The 20870-nt window shown below is 28.6% G+C and carries 17 protein-coding genes and 1 pseudogene; 12 read left to right on the top strand and 6 right to left on the bottom strand.

The annotated features are described in order from the left end of the window. Positions 1 to 5: 5 nt before the first annotated feature. The 6 genes from K5563_RS01895 (at position 6) to K5563_RS01870 (ending at position 6986) form a co-directional block, all read left to right on the top strand. Positions 6 to 1025 (top strand): BMP family protein, encoded by a 1020-nt coding sequence (locus tag K5563_RS01895; protein WP_221037321.1) that lies wholly within the window; start codon positions 6 to 8, stop codon positions 1023 to 1025. Positions 1026 to 1057: 32 nt separating this feature from the next. After that, entirely contained in the window at positions 1058 to 2092 is a 1035-nt protein-coding gene (locus tag K5563_RS01890) for a BMP family protein (protein ID WP_221037320.1), read from the top strand. A gap of 323 nt (positions 2093 to 2415) precedes the next feature. Then, positions 2416 to 3441 (top strand): BMP family protein, encoded by a 1026-nt coding sequence (locus K5563_RS01885; RefSeq protein ID WP_221037319.1) that lies wholly within the window; start codon positions 2416 to 2418, stop codon positions 3439 to 3441. A gap of 237 nt (positions 3442 to 3678) precedes the next feature. Further along, a complete protein-coding gene (locus K5563_RS01880) occupies positions 3679 to 5103 on the top strand; it encodes a trehalase family glycosidase (RefSeq protein ID WP_221037318.1) in 1425 nt (474 codons plus the stop codon). A gap of 54 nt (positions 5104 to 5157) precedes the next feature. Continuing rightward, complete coding sequence (gene mgtE, locus K5563_RS01875; protein WP_221037317.1) at positions 5158 to 6519, top strand: magnesium transporter; 1362 nt, start codon at positions 5158 to 5160, stop codon at positions 6517 to 6519. A 47-nt stretch (positions 6520 to 6566) separates the two neighbouring features. Further along, complete coding sequence (locus K5563_RS01870; protein ID WP_221037316.1) at positions 6567 to 6986, top strand: HIT family protein; 420 nt, start codon at positions 6567 to 6569, stop codon at positions 6984 to 6986. A gap of 180 nt (positions 6987 to 7166) precedes the next feature. Here K5563_RS01870 and K5563_RS01865 read toward each other — a convergent pair whose 3' ends face one another. Genes K5563_RS01865 through K5563_RS01850 form a run of 4 tightly spaced genes read right to left on the bottom strand, consistent with a single transcriptional unit; the run spans position 7167 to position 10684 of the window. Beyond that, positions 7167 to 7640, bottom strand: coding sequence for an S-ribosylhomocysteine lyase (locus K5563_RS01865; RefSeq protein ID WP_221037315.1), 474 nt, complete (start codon positions 7638 to 7640; stop codon positions 7167 to 7169). Further along, on the bottom strand, positions 7633 to 8805 hold the full coding sequence (gene metK / locus K5563_RS01860; protein WP_221037314.1) for a methionine adenosyltransferase: 1173 nt from the start codon (positions 8803 to 8805) through the stop codon (positions 7633 to 7635). The genes K5563_RS01865 and metK overlap by 8 nt, the downstream gene beginning before the upstream one ends. Positions 8806 to 8817: 12 nt before the next feature. Further along, positions 8818 to 9531: a 5'-methylthioadenosine/adenosylhomocysteine nucleosidase gene (locus K5563_RS01855; RefSeq protein ID WP_221037313.1), complete on the bottom strand. Its 714-nt coding sequence runs from the start codon at positions 9529 to 9531 to the stop codon at positions 8818 to 8820. 13 nt (positions 9532 to 9544) lie between these two features. Next, complete coding sequence (locus K5563_RS01850; RefSeq protein WP_221037747.1) at positions 9545 to 10684, bottom strand: HD-GYP domain-containing protein; 1140 nt, start codon at positions 10682 to 10684, stop codon at positions 9545 to 9547. Between the two features lie 120 nt (positions 10685 to 10804). On the opposite strand from K5563_RS01850, the gene K5563_RS01845 reads away from it, so the two are divergent. The 6 genes and pseudogenes from K5563_RS01845 to K5563_RS01820 all read left to right on the top strand — a co-directional run bounded on the left by K5563_RS01845 (position 10805) and on the right by K5563_RS01820 (position 19041). After that, a complete protein-coding gene (locus K5563_RS01845) occupies positions 10805 to 11602 on the top strand; it encodes a hypothetical protein (protein ID WP_221037312.1) in 798 nt (265 codons plus the stop codon). Beyond that, complete coding sequence (gltX, locus tag K5563_RS01840) at positions 11599 to 13074, top strand: glutamate--tRNA ligase (RefSeq protein ID WP_221037311.1); 1476 nt, start codon at positions 11599 to 11601, stop codon at positions 13072 to 13074. Before K5563_RS01845 ends, gltX begins: the two co-directional genes overlap by 4 nt. Before the next feature lie 28 nt (positions 13075 to 13102). Next, positions 13103 to 14440, top strand: coding sequence for a glycine--tRNA ligase (locus K5563_RS01835; RefSeq protein WP_221037310.1), 1338 nt, complete (start codon positions 13103 to 13105; stop codon positions 14438 to 14440). Then, positions 14437 to 15663 (top strand): tyrosine--tRNA ligase, encoded by a 1227-nt coding sequence (gene tyrS, locus K5563_RS01830; RefSeq protein WP_221037309.1) that lies wholly within the window; start codon positions 14437 to 14439, stop codon positions 15661 to 15663. The genes K5563_RS01835 and tyrS overlap by 4 nt, the downstream gene beginning before the upstream one ends. A gap of 10 nt (positions 15664 to 15673) precedes the next feature. Beyond that, a pseudogene (locus tag K5563_RS01825) lies at positions 15674 to 17969 on the top strand (ATP-dependent Clp protease ATP-binding subunit). Positions 17970 to 17985: 16 nt separating this feature from the next. After that, a complete protein-coding gene (locus tag K5563_RS01820) occupies positions 17986 to 19041 on the top strand; it encodes an NAD(P)H-dependent glycerol-3-phosphate dehydrogenase (protein WP_221037308.1) in 1056 nt (351 codons plus the stop codon). 22 nt (positions 19042 to 19063) lie between these two features. On the opposite strand, the gene K5563_RS01815 is transcribed toward K5563_RS01820, so the two are convergent. Further along, a complete protein-coding gene (locus K5563_RS01815) occupies positions 19064 to 19324 on the bottom strand; it encodes a PTS transporter subunit EIIB (protein ID WP_221037307.1) in 261 nt (86 codons plus the stop codon). Between the two features lie 6 nt (positions 19325 to 19330). Further along, positions 19331 to 20707 (bottom strand): aminopeptidase, encoded by a 1377-nt coding sequence (locus K5563_RS01810; protein WP_221037306.1) that lies wholly within the window; start codon positions 20705 to 20707, stop codon positions 19331 to 19333. Positions 20708 to 20870: the final 163 nt, after the last annotated feature.

Raw genomic sequence — 20870 nt, 5'->3', positions numbered from 1 at the left:
ATTTTATGTTAAAGAAGGTGCTTGTGTTTTTTTTTATCTTAGGTTGTGCAGATTCACAAAATAAAGTTTCACTCTCTAATACTATTGCTTTAATTGTTGATGGAAATTTTGATGATAGGGGTTTTAATGAAGGTTCTTCTAAGGCAATAGATCAAATCAAAGAAGAGTTTGATGTTAAAATAATTAAAAAAGAATCCAAGGTTTCTGATTACTTAGCAGATATGGGCGGATTAGAAGAAGCTGGTTCTAGCTTAACTTGGGGAATTGGTTTTAAATTTACAGATGTGTTTTTACAAAAGTCTATAGAAAATTCTAATGCTAATTATGCTGTTATTGAAGGATCTTATGCAAAAGATTTTAATTTACCTAAGAATTTAGTAAATGTAAAATTTAGATCTGAGGAGGGAGCTTTTTTAGCAGGTTATCTTGCTGCTAAGATATCTAAGACTGGTAAAATTGGATTTTTAGGTGGAATGGATGGTGAAGTTGTCAATGCATTTAGATATGGATATGAAGCTGGTGCTAAATATGCAAATACAAATATTGAATTAAATTCTCAATATATAGGTACATTTTCTGATCTAACACTTGGACGTTCTATGGCAAGCAAGATGTACGCTTCTGGAGTTGATATTTTATTTGCAGCAGCAGGACTCTCGGGACTTGGTGCTATTGAAATTGCCAAAGAGCTTGGAGATGAGCATTATATCATTGGGGTTGATCAAGATCAATCATATCTTGCACCTAAAAACGTGATTATTTCATATGTTAAGAGAATTGATGTTGTTATTTTAGATTTGACAAAGGCTTATTTAGAGTTTGGAAAATGGAACGGAGGGAATCAATTAGAATTTGGATTTAAAGATGGGGTATTTGATTTAATTTTTAATAAGTTGATTAATACAGACTTGATGACTGATTATGATGGATTTGCAGAAATTAAAGATAAGATGATTAAAAATGAGATTGAAGTTCCAAAAGATAAAAAATCTTATGATGCTTTTATTATTAATTATGTTAAATAAATAGTAGTTAGGTAATCATAAGGAATTGTATCATGCATAAATTAGTATTGTTCATTGTTATTGTTTTATCTTTTATAGGATGTGTTAAGAAAGTATCTGATTTTAAGTCTTTAAATAAACCAGTGATTTCTTTAATAGTTGATGGAGTTTTTGAAGACAAGTCTTTTGGTGAGAGTGCTTGGCAAGGCATTCAAATGTTAAAAAAAAATTTTGAAGTTGAGGTTTTTGGTAAAGATTCAATAGGCAAATCTTATATTAGTGATTTAGAAGCTTTTAAGGATAAAGGTTCTAGTGTTATTTGGGGAGTTGGTTATAGATTTCAGGAAGCCATTGAACAATCTGCTTTGTTAAATAGAGATATTAAGTATGGAGCTATTGATGTTGTTTATAGAGATGGTGTAAAAATTCCAGAAAATTTGCTTGGTCTTTCATTTAAAGTAGAAGAAGCCTCATTTCTAGCGGGTTATCTTGCTGCTAATACATCTAAAACAGGAAAAATTGGATTTTTAGGTGGAATTGATAGTTCAATTGTTAATGCATTTAGGTACGGGTATGAAGCTGGTGCTAAATATGCAAATAGGGATATTAAGTTAACGTCTCAATATGTTGGCTCATTTGTGGATTTAGCTTTAGCTAGAACTATTTCTTTAAAAATGTATAAAGATAATATTGATATTATTTTTGTAGCAGCAGGACTATCAGGTCTTGGTTCGATTGAGGTTGCAAAGGAACTTGGGATTGGCCATTATATTATCGGAGTTGATCAGGATCAATCATATCTTGCACCTGATAATGTTTTAACATCAGTTGTTAGAAATATTGGGCATTCTATTTATGAAATAACAAAGAGTTATTTAGAAACAAATAATTTTTCTGGTGGGAGAATATTAGAGTTAGGACTAAAAGATGAGGCTGTGAGTATTATTAAGGATAACGCTAACATAAATAAAAATATTGTAATTAAGATTAAAGCTATAGAAGATAAGATAATTAGTGGAGATATTTTGGCTCCAAGCAATATTGATGAATATAACAAATTTTTAGATATTCATGTTCTATTAAATTAATGCATAATTTAGCAAATATATAATTTATTTTATTATTTGTATCTTATTTTACTGTAAAAGTTTCTTTTTTGAAAAATTATTATAGTAATTATAGCCCAAAAATTGATTTTGAGAATATTGAATCGGTAGTTAATAAGGAACATTGTCATTCTAGTACTTGCAAATATTATTATTTTTATGCTTCAATAGGTTTGAAAAGTTCATATACACTTTTTTATTAGATGTTGTCAAACTTATAAGTTAAATAATAATTAAATATGAGTTTGATTTATTTAATCCAAGGTTATAAGATCTTATTAGATTAATCTTAAACGGAGATATATGTGAAAAATTTATTTTTATCTTTATGTATTTTATGTTTTTCATGTTCTGATGTTAAATTGGATAATAGTTCTGTTAAAATTGCTGTATTAATTGATGGAAAATTTAATGATAATGCTTTTCATGAAAGTGCTTGGAAGGCTGCTAAAAAGTTAGAGAAGGAATTTGGATTAGAAATAGTTATGAAAGAGTCAAATCCAGATTTTTATTTGTCTGATATTGAATCATTAAAAAATAATGGCTTAGATCTTATTTGGCTAATTGGATATAACTTTAGTGATCTTGCTGTTATTGTTGCTGAAAAAAATCCAGGTATTAAATGTGTAATCATTGATCCTATTTATAATAGGCAAGATTTAAGAGTTCCAGATAACTTGTTAGCTATAACTTTTAGAGTTGAAGAATGTGCATTTTTAGTAGGTTATATTGCAGCTAAAGTATCTAAAACAGGAAAAATTGGATTTTTAGGTGGAATGGATAGTGCAGTGATTAATGCATTTAGATATGGATATGAAGCTGGTGCTATGTATGCGAATAAGAATATTATTGTTGATAGTAAGTATATTGGTAGTTTTGTTGATATTTATACTGGTAAGAGTATGACAAATGATATGTATGCAAATGGTGTAGACATTGTTTATCATGCTGCGGGATTAGCTGGGCTTGGAGTTATTGAGGTTGCCAAGGAGCTTGGAGATGGACATTATGTTATTGGCGTTGATCAGGATCAGTCACACCTTGCACCTGAGAATGTTATTACATCCTCAATTAAAGATATTGGACGGGTTTTGAGTATTGTTACTTCAAATTATTTAAAAACAAATATTTTTGAAGGTGGTAGAGTGTTAAATTATGGATTAAGAGAAGGCTTTCTAGGCTTTGTTAGAAATCCTAAAGAGATTTCTTTTGAGCTTGAGAATGAATTGGAGCATATTTCTGAAAGGATAATGAATGGGGAAATTGTTGTTCCTAATACTAAAGAGGCTTATGTTGATTTTCTTAGGAGGGTGGGAATCTTCTTGAGTTAATAATAATATTGAATTATTATTATTTATATATAGTTTAGTAAACTAAGTTGATTTAAGTTTGTATAATTTATTATTAAGCTTTTTTGATTTTAAAGTAGCAATCTGCTTTAAATATGATTAATTTGAATTAGCTACGTCCTAGCTTTAAAATTTTTAGGTTTCAATTCTCATTTTATTATTATTATAATGTATAATAAATAGAAGTCGATTGATATTTGTTTTTCAGAGGTTTGAGCATTGAATAAGAATGTATTTCCCAAAATTTATTATTATGATCAGGATTTTATTGATATTTATAATAAGAGTCTTTCGTGGATTCAAGATAAAATTGTTTTCTCTCAAGCTTTGGAAAAGAGTAAAAAGGATAGAAATTATTATTCTGAAAATCTTGGATTTATAGATCAACTTCAAGCTTGTCTTTCAAGCTTTTTTCTTGTTTATAGTAATGGAGAATATTCTCCCACATCTACCATTGATAAATTTTATGAACTTCAAGAGGCATCTGGTGCAATTAGGGCCCGATATGATCATAATAATAATATTCTTTATATGGAAGGAAATGATGATGGTATTGGATTACCCATTTTTGCTTGGGTTGAATATAATTTATATCATAAAACAGGTAATAAGAAACGTATTTGTGATGTTCTACCAATTCTTGATAGATATTATAAGTGGATAGAAAAAAAGTTTTTAAAGCCAAATGGTCTTTATTCAATTGATATGAATAAAATTTTTTATAAAAATTCTCCCAGAGAAGGTGCGTATTATCCAATAGATTTTAATTCATTGCAAGTACATAGTGCATATTGTATTGCCAAATTGGCAGATATACTAAATGATAAGAGTGTGTCACTTGAATATAAGAAAAGATTTTTTTCTCTTAAAGCTAAAATTAATTCATTAATGTGGGATGAGAAAGATGGGTTTTATTATGATCTTGATATTGATGAAAATATTATTAGATGTAAAACCATAGTTGGATTTTTACCACTTCTTTCTGAAATTCCAAGTGAAGACAGAATAGAGAGAATGATTTTTTATTTGAAAAGCCATAAACATTTTGGAACTCCAAATCCTTTTCCTACTCTTTCGGCTAATGACCCCAGGTTTAATTCAGATGGCAATGGATATTATGGTTCTGTTTACACTTATATGAATTTTTTTGTTATTAAAGGACTTGAATATTGTAGGCGTGCAAATATTGCAAGGGAATTTACCATAAGACACTTATATTATATATTAGACACTCTATTGCCTGATGGTAAAGTTAAGGGGCATATTTGGGAGGCTTATAAGCCAATGAAAGAAGGCCCTGCATTTTTAGATGTTGATAAAAAAATTCTTCCAGAGAAAGATATTATTTGTTATCTAGCACTTTTTAGTATTAGTTTGATGATAGAAAATATTATTGGACTTACAATTAGTTTGCCCGATAAAACAGTTTATTGGAATATTCCTACTCTTGAAATTATGGGAATAGAGAGTTTATCTCTTAAAAAAAATCAAACTACGATTATATGTAATAAGGGCAAGAGAGGCTGGGAGATTAAAATGGAATCTGAAAAACTTTATTATTTCACAATAAATATATTAAATAAAAAAGAGAAAACTCTACCTATACCTTCAGGTAGGTGTTCAATGCTTTTGGATAAGCTTTAATTAATAGTCCACTGCTATGACATTTATTCAAAGTTAGAACTTGGAGATGTTGATATGATAGATGTTGTATTTTTAAAAACCTTACTTGAGAATAGAAGATATTCTAAAATAAAGGAAGAACTTTTAAAATACGATGCCTTTGATATTAGTGAGGCTCTTAAAAAACTTAATGGTTCTGATTTGATTTTACTTTATAGATTTCTTCCAAAAAAAGTTGCTGTTGAAGCTTTTTCTAATTTTGATCAAGTTACAAAAAATAAATTAGCAAATTCTTTTACAAATAAAGAGATAAGAGAAATGATAGATGAGTTAAATCTTTATGATGTCATTGATCTCTTAGAAGAAGTTCCAGCAAATGTAGTGCAAAGGTTTTTAGCAAGTTCTACTGAAGAAAACAGAGAGATTATTAATAAATTTTTATCTTATAATGATGATTCTGCTGGGTCAATTGTAACAATAGAGTATATTGAACTTAAAGATTATTTTTGTGTTGGAGAAGCTCTTGATTATATTAGAAAAGTAGCAAAAACTAAAGAAGACATTTATACCTATTATATTACTGATGAAGAAAAACGATTAAAGGGCGTTATAAAGATTGAAGATTTGATGTTGTCTAGTGATGATGTTGTGATTTCTGCAATAATGAAGAGTAATGGATTTTATATTGTTAAAGTTAGTGATGAGAAGGAAGATGTTGCTCTTCTTTTTCAAAATCATGATATTTCAAGTGTTCCTGTTGTTGATAATGAGGGTAGGATGATAGGGATCATCATTATTGATGATATTCTTGAAGTTATTCAAAATTTAAATACCGAAGATTTTCATATAATGGCTGCTGTTACTCCTTTAGGGAGGTCTTATCTTGATACTTCTATTTTTGATATGACAAAAAATAGAATTGTTTGGCTTTTGATTCTTATGATATCTTCTACTCTAACTGCTACTATAATTACTAATTATCAGAATTTGGTCTTGTCTTTAGTTATTTTAACTAGCTTTATTCCACTTTTAATGGATACTTCGGGGAACGCTGGTTCTCAAGCCTCTGCATTAATTATTCGTGAACTTGCCCTTGGAACTCTTAAGGTAAGAGACTTTTTTAGAGTGCTAATTAAAGAAATATGTGTTAGTATTTTAGTTGGTTTAATTCTTGCTAGTATTAATTTTATAAGAATTGTACTTTTTGTTATTCCTGAGCATGGTGAAAAATTTAAAATAGCTTTTGTTGTATCTTCATGTTTGATGATAGGTTTAATGGTCGCAAAAATATTGGGGGGTCTTTTACCAATTTTAGCTAAATTCATAAGAATAGATCCAGCTTTAATGGCAGGACCCTTAATTACTACTGTTGCTGATGTTATTACCTTGATTGCTTATTTTAATATAGCTAAATTAGTGTTAAGCAATTATTTTTAGATATTAATTTAATTTTTTTTAATCTTATAATTAAATAGGAGAAATTTTTGAGTGAGTGTATTTTTTGCAAAATAGTACAAAATGAGGTTCCATGTTATAAAGTATATGAGGATGAGTTAGTACTTGCTTTTCTTGATATTAATCCTTTAAATATTGGACATACGCTTGTTATTCCAAAACAACATAGTAATGATGCTTTAGATATGAGCGCTGAACTTAATGGTCAAATATTAAGGGTTTGTAACAAAGTGGCTTTGTCCTTAAAAAAATTAGGATTAAATATTTGTAATGGTATTAATATTTATACTGCAATTGGTGCTGATGCAGGTCAGGTTATTTTTCATACTCATTTTCATGTATTGCCAAGATTTAAAGGGGATAATTTTGGGTTTAAAAGAGGTAGCAATATTGAGCTCTTAGGAGATGAATTTTTGGAGTTATCTCAAAAGATAAGTAATAATATTTAATATCTTTTAAATATAAATTTTTTTGCTTTTTGTTTATATTTATTATGACTTTTTGTCAAGTTATATACTATTTAATTTTATTTGCCTATATGTGATAAATTGGCTTTTATAATATTAAATTTTCTCCAAATAGGATAATTTTTGTAGATTGTTAATATACAAAATAAATTTTAATTGTTATTAAGGATATATTAAATTCTCTTCTTTTATATTGCTTAATATTTCTAAATACCGATTAGATTCATATTTTGCCATATTTAAATTGTGATCTTGATAATTTCCACATTCGTGAGCTGTTGCGCCTATAATATTTCCTTGCAAATTAACAATTTCATGAAAAAGCCACGATATTAAATCAATAAGATCTCTGCTTTCGTAATCACCTAAAAGAATTAGATAAAATCCTGTCCGACAGCCCATTGGTCCAAAATATAATATCTTGTCGCCCCAGACTTTGTTATTTCTAAGCATTTCTGCTCCTATATGTTCAATTGTATGTATTTCTGAGTTATTTATTACAGGTTCCCTATTAGGAGCTTTCATTCTAATGTCTACAGTAGTGAATGTTAAATTTTCAAATGTATCTTTTCTTGAAATATATATACCAGGTTGTAGTTTTGTATGATCAATTGTAAAGCTTGTTATTTTATTCATATTTGAACTCCTTTTTTATTTTATCTACGAAGTCTAATTTTTCCCATTCCATCTCACTTTTACCAAAATGTCCATATGTGCATGTTTTAGAATAAATAGGTTCTCGTAATTTTAATTTTTTGATTATGCCATTGGGAGTTAGATCGAAGTTATTTAAAATAAAAGTTAATATTTTTTTTTCATATGCGCTGTCGTTTATACCTGTAGTTATTTTAACAGATATTGGGTTTGGAATCCCAATAGCATAAGCTAGTTGCATTTCAAATTCTCTAGAAATGCCTGCTGCTACCATGTTCTTAGCAATATATCTTGCCATGTAAGCTGCTGATCTATCAACTTTAGTAGCATCTTTTCCACTATAAGCTCCACCTCCATGTCTTGCAAAACCACCGTAACTGTCAGCAATAATTTTTCTTCCTGTAAGACCTGTGTCTCCAGTAGGTCCACCAATGACAAAATTACCTGAGGGATTAATATAATATTTAATATCATTATTAAGCATTGATTTGCTTTCAAGGACAGGCCTTATAATTTTTTCAATGATTGTTTCCTTTAGGAAATCTTGAGGAATATCAGGATCATGTTGATGGGATACAACAATATTATTGATTTTAATAGGAATTTTATTAGAGTCATATTCTATGGTAACTTGGGATTTTGCGTCGGGGCGTAGCCATTCAATTTCACCTGATTTTCTAAGTTTACTTGCTTTTTTCAAAATTAAGTTAGCTAATTCATATGCTATGGGTAAAAAATTTTCAGTTTCATTGCATGCATAACCAAAAATTATTCCTTGATCTCCTGCTCCTATGATTTTAGAATTTTTTTTTTCAACGGCATTTGTAATATCAATTGACTGATGTCCAGTAATATCAATTATTGTAGCATACTTATAATCAAGTCCATATTCTATATTTGTATATCCAATATTCTTTATTGTTTGTTTTGCTATTTCTTGTATATTGATTAAATTTTTTGCTTTGCTATTTATCTCTCCTGCTACTATCACTAAATTTTTTGAAATTAATGTTTCACAGGCTACTTTTGCTGTTTGATCCTTTTTAAGTATTTCGTCAAGTATTGCATCAGAAATTTGATCTGCAATTTTATCTGGATGTCCTTCAGAAACTGCTTCAGATGTTGATGTTTGGTTATTATTAGGCATAATATTATCACCTTATATGAGTTTAATTAGTTCCTTTACCATATTAGCTGCATTAACTGATGCAACTTGTAAAAACTTATTAAAATCCATGTGATTGTCTTTGATTCTTGCTAAATCAGATACAGAGCGTGTAATAATGAAAGGTATTTTGAATATGTATGCTACTTGAGCAATTGCCGCACTCTCCATTTCTACAGCTAAAGCATCTGGGAAGTTTTTTGTAATTTCTTCTAGTTGTTTTTCATCTCCAATAAATTGATCACCTGTAAGTATTAGACCAATGTGAGCATTAATATTGTTAATTTTATCTTCAATAACCTCAACAGTTTTTCTTAATAAATTTTCGTCTGATTTAAATTTTTGTGGAAGATTTGGTACTTGTCCTGTTTTATATCCAAATTTAGTTAAATTAAAGTCATGAAATGCTGTTTCTGATGATACTACTATGTCTGCTATTTTGATATTTTCAGATTCTTTTATGCCACCGGCAGTTCCCGAGCTTATTATATGAGTGATTTTGTATTTTGATATAATGTAGCTAGTCCAAGTAGCAGCATTTACTTTACCAATACCAGTTGTTAAAGAGATTACTTTATGTCCTGATATTTCTCCTTTATAAATTTTTTTCTTATTTAAATAATCATCCAATATGATTTCTTCTTTATCTTTAATCATATTATTTATTTCGATTGCTTCTTCATCCATAGCAGATGTTATTAAAATCATGATTTGCTCCTTTTTAAATTTCTTTTAAACCATATTTTGTTAAAAGAAATTCTATTTCATCTTGTCTGAGTATTTTTTTAATACCCGTTTCTGTTTTAGGTATAGATTTAACATATTTTTGACTTTTATCAGAGCTTACGACTTTGTTATCTTTGATTATATATTTTATGTATGGTGTATTTGCATTAGTTTCACTAATTTTTATTATTTTAGCAATTGATTGATCATTAAGTTCAACAATAAAGTCCAATGGACATTGAGAGAGAACTTTAATTATTAGTTTTAACACCCTTTTATCAAACTTCTTGTCAGCATCTTGTATTAATTCGATAAGAGATGCTCCAGAATTTAAGGCTTCTTTATATATTCTATCTAAGAGTATTGCACTATATGCACTAGCAGCACCTATTACATTAGACTCAATATTTATGTTTTCACTTTTAAGCTTATTAGGATATCCTGAACCATCTAAATTTTCTTTATGAGTGAGTATTGTTGAACATATAGATTGCGAAAAATTAGTAGTTGATAGTATGGTATAACCTATAGAGGGGTATTTTTTTATTATTTCGAATTCTTCTTCACTTAATTTTTCTTTTTTTTCGCTTATTTTTAAAGGAATAAATAAGAACCCTATTTTGTGCAAAAGGGCTGCTGTGCAAAGTTCAACCATTTTATGATTGTTTAAATTCATTTCACTTCCAAGTGCTACAGTTAGTATTGCGGTATTTACTGGGTGAATGGTATTATAGGCGGATAAGAGTTTGGGTATTTTAATATACTTGATAAATGTTTTTTGATTTTTTTTGTAAAATTCTATTACTTTTTTGACAGTTGGAAGAACATCTTGATAGTAAATTTTTTTGTGTTTTTTGCATGTCTCGTATACTTCTTCTAAATTGCTTATTAGTATATGGTAATTAGCAAGGGATTCTGCATCATATTCTATGTCAATAAGTTGCTGTGTTGTTTGCATTGCTGACTCATTGAAAAAAGTTTTTTTCATCTTAATGGCTTTTTGTAGATCCCATTTTTCAATGAGTTCAATATTTTTAGATGTTAAAAATGAGTTTTCCGGCCATACCAAGAAATCTTCATCTATTATGTATGAAAAATTTTTTATATCTTTTGCTAAATTATCAAAGTTTTGCATTCTTCCTCTTAAGCTTAAACCCATGTATAACATATTATTTATTAATTGTCTATCTATTTAGTATAATACTATATGTGGATATCAATTTTAAAAACTGAGTTTTATGATAAGAGATTTTTGATGGTTGACAGAATACTTTTAATTTTTAATATTTTGTTTTGTTGTGCTTTTTTAGTTTTTGTATATTTCTTAGAGAGTTTTAAATTTGCTTATTTTTTAAACTTTATTTTTTTTAATTTTCATTTTATTTTAGCTTTTATTTTATCTGTCTTTATTTTTAATACTGTTTATATCAGATTTCTATATTCAAGATTATATTTTATATTTAATGGTGTAGATGATACTTATATTTTTTTAAAGCTTAAGATAATGCGCAAAACACTTAAAAGTGTTTTTGATATTTCTCTTATTCTAAAGATAATTTTAATTAAGCAAGATAAAAAGACTTTGAATGAACTTTTTTTTTATTTAAAAAATATTAAAATAAGTAATAAGACAATAGTAGAGCTTTATTCAATATTTATCAGTTTGAGAGACAAAGAGAAAGCTGCTAGTTTAATTGTAGATTACAAAGAGAATAAGAATAGGTGGGTAAGGTATTGCGTGGCACTTAATCTAATTGCCAATGGAGAGTTTGTTAAATTGAACAATGAAATAGACTTTTTAAAGAAATATTTTTTAAGATCTGATCCTATTTTTACAATTTATTTTCATTATATATTGAAAAACTCTAATTTGGGATATCAGTTGATAGAAAAAGATCGACTTAAGATTAGGGATAAATATTTTAAATATACAGAGCGATTGAATGCCAAACATACAAAATTGCTTAAGTCAAACTTATTTTTTGTTGTATTTTATTATATTTATGATATATCCAAAAAGGATATTTTTTTATTAAAAGAGGTTATATTTTGAATATAAGAGTAAGATATGCACCCTCTCCTACTGGTTTACAGCATATTGGGGGCATTAGAACAGCTTTATTTAATTATTTTTTTGCCAAATCCTGTGGTGGGAAGTTTTTGCTTAGAATAGAGGATACAGACCAAACTAGGTATTTTAAAGAAGCAGAAGAAGATTTGTATGAAAGTTTAAAGTGGCTTGGCATTGATTTTGATGAAGGGCCTAATTGTGGTGGTCCTTATGGGCCTTATGTTCAGTCAAAAAGAACAAAAATATATCAAGAATATGCTAATAAATTAGTTAAATTAGGACATGCTTATTATTGTTATTGTACACCTGAGAGACTAGAGAGAATTAGAAAGATTCAAACTGTTAATAAGATGCCAACAGGTTATGATAGACATTGTAGAAATTTAAGTGATAGTGAAATTAAGGATGCTTTAAATGTAGGAATCACTCCTGTTATTAGATTTAAGATTTCTCTTGATGGAGAAACTCATTTTAATGATATTTTACTTGGTAAAGTTACATGGGCTAATAAGGATATTAATCCTGATCCTGTTATTCTTAAATCGGATGGACTTCCAACTTATCATCTTGCAAATGTTGTTGATGATCATTTAATGAAAGTATCTCACGTATTAAGAGCTCAAGAATGGCTTTCTTCTGGGTCTTTACATGTTCTTCTTTATAATGCTTTTGGATGGACTCCTCCCATTTATTGTCATCTTCCAATGGTCATGGGTAGTGATGGACAAAAATTAAGTAAAAGGCATGGTGCAACAGCTTTAAAACAATTTATTGATGATGGATATCTGCCAGAAGCTGTTATTAACTATATTACTTTACTTGGTTGGTCTTATGACGATAAGAGGGAATTCTTCACAAGAAGTGAACTCAAAAAGCTATTCTCTATCGATAGAGTTAATAAATCTCCTGCTATTTTTGATTATCATAAATTAGATTTTTTTAATAGCTATTATATTAGAAAAAAAGAAGATGAAGAGTTAGTCAATCTTTTAATTCCATTTTTACAAAAAGCAGGATACATTAAAGAAGATGTTAATTCATGTGATAAACAAACATTGATGCTTTTAATTCCTTTAATAAAGCCGAGAATTAGAAAACTTAGTGAGGCTATAACTATGCTTAGGTTTTTTTATGAGGACATTAAAACATGGAACTTAGATGAGTTTTTAGGGAAGAAAAAAACACCAGATGATATTTACCTTATTTTAGAAAATATTAAGCCAATACTAGAAGGATTTGAAACAAGAATATTGTCTGAAAATGAAAATATTTTTTATGATTTCGCTAAAAAAAATAATTTCAAAATAGGAGAAGTTCTGCTTCCAGTTAGGATTGCGGTTCTTGGCAGTAAGGTATCACCGCCTCTTTTTGATTCTTTGAAATTACTTGGCAAAGACAAGGTATTTGATAGAATAAATTTAGCGCAGCAGTTTTTAAAAAAATATGGATTATAAACAATAAATAATTTTGGAGATGTTTAATATGGCTAAAATAGAAGATGTTATTTCGCTTGCTAAGAGAAAAGGTTTTGTGTTCCAATCCTCAGAAATCTATGGAGGTCTCTCAGGCGTATGGGATTACGGACCTTTGGGTATTGAGCTTAAAAAAAATATCCAGAAAGAATGGTGGAGAGATATGATTTATTTGCATGAAAATGTGGTAGGTCTAGATAGTTCCATTTTAATGAGACCTGAAGTTTGGACAGCATCAGGACATGTTGATAGTTTTTTAGAGTTATTGGTGGACTGTAAAAATTGTAAAAATAGATTTAGGACGGATTGTGTTGATTTGTCTCAAAATTGTCCTAATTGTAATACTATGGATTCTTTTACATCTTCAAGAAGTTTTAATTTGATGTTTAAGACTAATATTGGAGCGGTTGAGGATAGTTCTAGTGAAATTTATTTAAGACCAGAAACTGCTCAGGGTATTTTTGTTAATTTTCGTAATGTGTTAGATTCTACAAGACTTAAGGTTCCTTTTGGTATAGCTCAGGTTGGGAAAGCATTTAGAAATGAAATAATAGCAAAGAATTTTATATTTAGGACTTGTGAATTTGAACAAATGGAAATGCAATTTTTTGTGCATCCTAATAATATGGATGATTGGTATTATTATTGGAAGCAAAAAAGAATGAATTTTTTTATTGAAACTCTTGGAATAAAATCCAGTAATCTTAGGTTTAAAGAACATAAAGATGATGAACTTGCTCATTATGCTAAATATGCAGTTGATATTGAGTATGAGTTTCCATTTGGTTTTCAAGAAGTTGAGGGAATTCATAATAGAGGTGATTATGATTTATCTCAGCATGCAAAATTTTGTGGAAAACCTAAGTTATTTGAATATCATGAATTAACAAGTGGTGAGAAATATGTTCCTCATGTTATTGAAACGTCAGTTGGACTTACAAGGAGTGTTTTAATGACCCTTTGTGATGCTTATGATCATGAAGAACTTGATGGAGGAGATAAAAGAATAGTTTTGCGTTTACATCCTAAACTTTCTCCTTATAAGGTTGCAATACTGCCTCTTGTAAAGAAAGATGGATTGCCTGAACTTGCTAGAAAAATTTTTATGCAACTTAGTGATGATTTTTACATGTTTTATGATGATGGTGGTACGATAGGTAAACGTTATAGGCGTCAAGATGAGATTGGAACACCTTATTGTGTAACAATAGATTATGATACTATTGAGAATAAAACGGTTACTTTAAGAGAGCGGGATAGTATGACTCAGATAAGAATTCCTATTGATGATTTATATTCATATATTAAAACTGAAATTCTAAATTACAAGGGAGTTTCAAATAGATGAATCTTGCATTAGAGATTTTGAAAAAGAGAGGATTCTTAAAACAATGTACTAATTTAGGAGCATTAAATGCTTTAATGAATAGGGAGAGGATAGTCTTTTATATTGGTGTTGATGCTACTTCGACCTCTTTACATATTGGACATTTAATTCCTTTTATGGCAATGGCACATCTTCAAAGGCAGGGTCATATTCCAATTGCTTTAATTGGTGGTGGTACTACAAAGATAGGTGATCCTTCAGGTAAGGATAAAATGCGAAAAATTTTAGCAAAGGAAGATATAAGCAGAAATGTTAAGGCAATCAAGGAACAATTATTTAGAATAATAGATTTTAGTCAAGGATATGTTCTTGATAATGCAGAATGGATTGATAATATTAATTATATTGAATTTTTAAGAGAGGTTGGAGTTCATTTTTCTGTTAATCGTATGTTGGGATTTGAGACTTATAAAAGAAGATTGAATAATAATGGTCTGTCTTTTATTGAATTTAATTATCAACTTTTGCAATCATATGATTTTTATATATTAAGTAAGACTAAAAATTGTAGCCTTCAAATTGGAGGTGATGATCAATGGGGCAATATTGTACTAGGTGTTGATTTGATTAGGCGAAAGTCAGGAACAGAGGTTTTTGGACTTACATTACCACTTATTACAAGAAGTGATGGCAAGAAGATGGGAAAGTCAGAACAAGGAGCAGTTTATCTTGATTCAAAGATTTACAGTGTTAATGACTTTTATCAATATTTTAGAAATGTCCCAGATTTGGATGTTAAAAAATTTTTATATCTGTTTACTTTTTTAGAAGAAGATGAGATTGATCATATTTCAAGCTTCAAGGGAGCATTGTTAAATAAAGCAAAAGAGACCTTGGCTTTTGAAATAACAAAGATTGTTCATGGAGAAGATGCGGCTTTAAGAGCTAATTCAGCAGCTAAAGCAGCCTTTCAAGGACATGGAGGAAATAGAGCAGATATTCCGTCCTTTAAATTGGGACCGCTTGGTTTAGATGGGGGTGGTGTTTTATTAATTGATCTGATGGATTTTTTAAAAATTGTATCTAGTAAGTCAGAGGCCAGACGACTTATTAATTCTGGTGGAGTTTATATAGATAAATTGAGAGTAATAGATCAAAATTATTTCCTTAGTAAAGATAGTTTTGCTAGTGGTGAGCTTGAACTTAGAGTTGGTAAGAAAAAAATTTTGAGAATTATTTTATAGTTGGTGTTTAATGTATAACAGAAGAGCTTTAAATAATTTATTTTTTAAATCATTTCTGTTTTTTATGGAACGTAAGCATCTTATCTTTACTGAAGAGCATATTTTTTGTAGTTTAATTAGCGATGAAAAAATTAAAGAATTGCTTAGTTTATGTACACTTGATTTTTATCTTTTTGACAGAGTTTTAGAAGAGTTTTTCAATAAGCTTCCTTTAAGAAATTCTGATATTTCAAATTATCTTTTTAAAATAAATGATTTGTATCAAGATATAATAGATACTATTTTTTATTATAAAAAACCTTATAGATTACAAGAGAAAGATTTATTATGGGTATTAATTAAAAAAAGAAAAAATACAATTTTAGATGCTTTGTTAAAGTCAGGTTTTAATTTAACTATCTTTGACAAGATGATCGAAGTTTATGATTATTTAGGTTCAGACTTAAATTTAGGAGCTTTTGAGAGGGATGAATTAGGTTCAGGAGATCTTTTTAATAAAGATGTAAATGGAGATGAAGGTTTGGGTATTTTTGAAGAAGATTATTTTAATTTAGAGCAACATGATGATTTATTGGGTAGTAGTAACAATTCTGTTGAATATTTTTTAGTTAATATTACTGATAGTTTAGAGCCAAGTTTAAAGAAAAATCCCTTGATTGGTCGAGAAAAAGAGTTATTTAAGTTGATTCAAGTCATGCTTCGTAAACATAAAAGTAATCTAATTGTATTTGGAGAACCTGGAGTTGGAAAAACAATATTGCTTCAAGGACTTGCTTATGTGATAAAAGTAGGTCAAGTGCCCCAAGAATTGATAGGCTATGAAGTTTATTCTCTTGATATTGGAAGACTTATATCTGGGACTAAATATAGAGGAGATCTTGAAGATAGAATAAATAAAATTTTAGATTGTTTATATTTTAAAAAAAAAGTGATTCTTTTTATTGATGAAATTCATATGATAGTTGGAGCTGGAGCTACTTCCTTTAGTAACATGGATGTTTCTAATTTATTAAAGCCTATATTAACTTTAGGTAGAGTTAAGTTTATTGGTGCTACTACTAAATATGAGTATCAGAAGTTCTTTTTGAAAGATAAAGCTTTAATAAGAAGATTTAATAGCATAGAACTTAGAGAACCAAGCTTTGAGGATACTTATCTTATCTTAAAAGGGACTAAAGAACAATATGAAAAGTATCACAATGTTAAATATACAGATGAGGCTTTATTAGCTTCAATTTCTATGTCTAAATGTATTAAAGACAGGTTTCTTCCTGATAAAGCTTTTGATTTATTAGATGATCTTGGAGCTAAATTTAAGCTTGAGGGTAACAAAAAAGTCATAACAAGTGATGATGTGAGAAACTTTGTGAATTCTATGATTGGAGCTAATATTTTTACTTTTGATAATTATGATAATGACTTACTTATTAGTCTTGAGAGTAAAATAAGAGAAAGCATCATCATTGATGAGAAACTTTTATCCGATTTAATGTTGAGTATAAAACTTTTAAGGATCAAATTTTTATTTAAAAACAACACTCTTGGTATTTTCATTTTGATAGGTTCCTCTGATGCAAATAAGAGTAAACTTGCTTCTATTTTATCAGAAGAGCTTAAGATTCCCAAGCTTACTTTGGGAATGAGTGAGTATGGAGATTTTGATGGAATTAATCGATTAATAGGGCCCATATATGGAGCTGATTCTTATGATGAACCCACTAAATTTTTTAAATTTTTGAGTAAAGCCCCAAGTTCAATTATTTTGCTATCAGATTTTGACAAATCTCCCAAGAGAGTCATAGATTTTTTTTTTTGAAGGATTTAACACTGGTAAACTTTTTGATAATCTTGGTAGAAGTGTGAGTTTATCAGATAGTATAATAATAATAGATATTAATATAGAACATAAAGAACTAAGTAGCATTGGATTTAAAAATGATGTAGTTAGTAGTCGAAATTTATTAGAAAAACGTTTTTCTAGTAGATTTTTGGATTTAGTAGATCATATTTTTTTCTTTAGGCCTGTAGATGAGAGTGATTTTGAAAAGGCTATTATCGAAGAGATGAATAATTTTGTTAAGATACTAAAGGCTGAGAATATTTTTGTTTGTTTTGAAGAATGCGTTATTCATTATTTAAGGGATAAGACTTATAAAAGTGGGCTTGGCATTAAAAGTGTACATAAGGTTGTAGTCAAGGAGATTGGAAGTTTATTAATTAATGATTTGATTTTAAAAAGATTTAAAGATAATGATAAGGTTAGAGTTTATTTATTAGATAAGACAATCAAATATGAGTTATTATAATTAATAAGGAGTAAATATGCAGATATCTATTATTGGGTCAGGAGCTTGGGGAACCGCTATTGCTAAGGTTTTGGCAGATAAATTTAGAGATAATAATATTTTATTATGGTCTTTTGAAGAGAGTGTTAAAAATAGCATTAATAATGAACATGAAAATTTTAAATATTTAAATGGTATTAAATTATCAGATAACTTGGTTGCAAGTTCTAACTTGCTTAACGTTGTGAGTTTATCTGATTATATTTTTATTGCAACTCCTTCCCTTTATACTTTAGATATTTTAAATAAATTAAGAGATATGTTTATTACTAAACAACCTACATTAGCAATACTTACAAAAGGTTTTATAACAATTGAAGAAAAACCAAATACGATTATGGAAGTTGCAGAAAGCATTTTAACTGAATACAAAGATAAAATCACTTATATTGCTGGACCAAGTCATGCTGAGGAAGTTGGACTTGGAATTATTACAGGACTTGTGGCTGCTAGTAAGAGCTTGGAAAATGCTTGCAAATTTATTGATTTATTTAGTAATACTTCCATTTCTATGTTTTATAGTAATGATGTTCTTGGTGTTCAAATAGCATCGGCTTTGAAAAATATATTTGCAATTGCATTTGGAATTTTAGATGAATATAAAATAAAAAATCCAAATTTAATAGGTAGTAATACAGAATCTTTTTTATTTGCAGTTTCTTTAAATGACATGAAAAATATTGCATGTAAGATTGGTGTTTGTAATGAAGAAACGTTTTTATTCTTGGCTGGCTCTGGAGATTTAGATGTTACTTGTCGAAGTATTTTTGGAAGGAATAGAAGATTTGGTAATGAAATTGTGAGTAAAAATATTTTAGCAGGATTTACAGATATAGATGATTTGATAAGAAATATTCACAAAATTGGTTATTTGCCTGAGGGAATATTGGCAGCTAAAGAAATTTCTTTGCTTTTTAAATCTTTAGGTTGTGATTTAAATTATTCTAATTTAGCAAACATAATTTATAAGATTTTAAATAAAGAGTTAATGCCTGAATCAATTATTGATTATATAAGAAATTTTAAATTTTAGAGGACCCATTAAGGGTTCTCTATTATGTTTTTTGATTTATCATATACATGATATTATTATAAACTTCGTCAATTATTTCAAAATTTATCACAATTTCTATGAATTCATTTGACTTAATTGTGCCTATAACGTTTTGATCGTTTGTTAAATTTTCTCTTTTGACTAAGGCTTTACTATCAACTAGTATCTTTATTCTAGTGATATCTTTTTGTACTTGTTTAATATTTCCAACACCTCCAAAGCATTCTATAATATGTTGTGATGTTTCTTTTTGTTGGTTCATATTTCTTTATCCTTCAAAAAATGCTTTATATGCCATATAAGAAGTATATATGTCAAATTTAGAGGTTATTTCAAATGGCGAGTGCATGCTGATTACTCCAGGTCCCATGTCTATTGTTCTAATGCCATAATGTGCCAAGAATTTTGCGACAGTGCCTCCACCACCTTCTTCCACTTTTCCAAGTGTAGCTATTTGCCAAGCTATTTTATTTTTATTGAGCAAATTTCTAATATAAGATACAAGTTCTGCATCAGCATCACTTGCCATGATTTTACCCCCGTGTCCTGTATATTTAATTATGGGTATTCCATATCCTAATTTGGGTGCATTTTGTTCATCATGAACAGATTTAAATAAAGGGTTTATTGCTCCGCAGACATCAGCAGATATGCTTTTGGAATTCCATAATACTTTTTGAACAAGAAGATTATTGTATTTATTTTTATCCATTTTAAATATTATGTCTGATACGAAGTATTCAAGGTATCTTGAGTTAAGTCCAGTTGAACCAGTTGAACCAATCTCTTCTTTGTCTACTAAAAAACATACAGCAGTCTTGTTAGGAGTTTCTTCTAAATTTAATATGGCCTCTAGTGAAGTATAGGCACAAACCTTGTCATCTTGACCGTAGGCTCCAATAAGTGCTCTGTCAAATCCTATATCTCTTGCTTCTCCTGCTGGTACTATTTCTATCTCTGCTGAAATAAAATCTTCTTCTTCTATTTTATATTTTTCTTTTATTAGTTTAAGAGTAGCTAATTTTACTTTGTCTTTTTCTTTTGTTTCAATAGGTAGACTGCCAATTATGATTTTTAGATTTTCGCCTTCAATAATTTCATCAGCTTTTTTGTCTCTTTGTACTTTTCTGTCAAGATGTGGCAAAATATCAGGAATTATAAATACGGGATCATTTTTATCATCACCGATGTTAATCTCTACTTTTTCACTGTTTTGCAAAAATATTACTCCTCGTATTGATAGAGGAAGGGATAACCATTGATATTTTTTGATACCTCCATAATAATTTGTTTTGAGCAATGTTAATTCATTTTCTTCAGTAATTGGTGATGGTTTTGCATCAAGTCTTGGTGAGTCTGTGTGTGAAACAATGAAATTTATTCCATTTTCAATAGGGTCTTTTCCAATCAATACAAGCGCGACGTTTTTATTGCGACATGTATAAAATATTTTATCTCCAATTTTTAGTTCTTGTTTTTCACATGCATTAATAAAGTTTTTTTCCTTTGCTCTTTGTATAGCGTAATTGGTAGCTTCTCGTTCGGTTTTAATTGTACTTAAAAATTTTTTATATTTTTGAGCAAATTCAAAAATTTGATCTTTTTCTTTTTCGCTTAAAGATAGCCAAGGATTTTGTTTTGTCATTAAAATTTTTCCTCCAAGTTACTTATTATAACATTATATTCTTGTTAAAATTTAGTTTGACAATAAACGACAAATTAACTCAATCAATTTTTGATTGTGATCTAAAGATTATTTTGGGATAACGACCATATTTACACATTGTATTATGAGCTTTATTTGTCAA

Source organism: Borrelia sp. HM, from assembly GCF_019669085.1.
Lineage (GTDB): Bacteria > Spirochaetota > Spirochaetia > Borreliales > Borreliaceae > Borrelia.
This window is presented reverse-complemented; position numbering and strand designations above follow the sequence as displayed.

Bases quoted from the DNA above. Each gene is read 5' to 3' on its own strand.
- K5563_RS01890 (WP_221037320.1), top strand. From the start codon at position 1,058: ATGCATAAATTAGTATTGTTCATTGTTATTGTTTTATCTTTTATAGGA.
- K5563_RS01820 (WP_221037308.1), top strand. From the start codon at position 17,986: ATGCAGATATCTATTATTGGGTCAGGAGCTTGGGGAACCGCTATTGCT.
- K5563_RS01895 (WP_221037321.1), top strand. From the start codon at position 6: ATGTTAAAGAAGGTGCTTGTGTTTTTTTTTATCTTAGGTTGTGCAGAT.
- mgtE (WP_221037317.1), top strand. From the start codon at position 5,158: ATGATAGATGTTGTATTTTTAAAAACCTTACTTGAGAATAGAAGATAT.
- K5563_RS01810 (WP_221037306.1), bottom strand. From the start codon at position 20,707: ATGACAAAACAAAATCCTTGGCTATCTTTAAGCGAAAAAGAAAAAGAT.
- K5563_RS01855 (WP_221037313.1), bottom strand. From the start codon at position 9,531: ATGATTTTAATAACATCTGCTATGGATGAAGAAGCAATCGAAATAAAT.
- tyrS (WP_221037309.1), top strand. From the start codon at position 14,437: ATGAATCTTGCATTAGAGATTTTGAAAAAGAGAGGATTCTTAAAACAA.
- metK (WP_221037314.1), bottom strand. From the start codon at position 8,805: ATGCCTAATAATAACCAAACATCAACATCTGAAGCAGTTTCTGAAGGA.
- K5563_RS01845 (WP_221037312.1), top strand. From the start codon at position 10,805: ATGGTTGACAGAATACTTTTAATTTTTAATATTTTGTTTTGTTGTGCT.
- K5563_RS01865 (WP_221037315.1), bottom strand. From the start codon at position 7,640: ATGAATAAAATAACAAGCTTTACAATTGATCATACAAAACTACAACCT.
- K5563_RS01815 (WP_221037307.1), bottom strand. From the start codon at position 19,324: ATGAACCAACAAAAAGAAACATCACAACATATTATAGAATGCTTTGGA.
- K5563_RS01835 (WP_221037310.1), top strand. From the start codon at position 13,103: ATGGCTAAAATAGAAGATGTTATTTCGCTTGCTAAGAGAAAAGGTTTT.
- K5563_RS01850 (WP_221037747.1), bottom strand. From the start codon at position 10,684: ATGCAAAACTTTGATAATTTAGCAAAAGATATAAAAAATTTTTCATAC.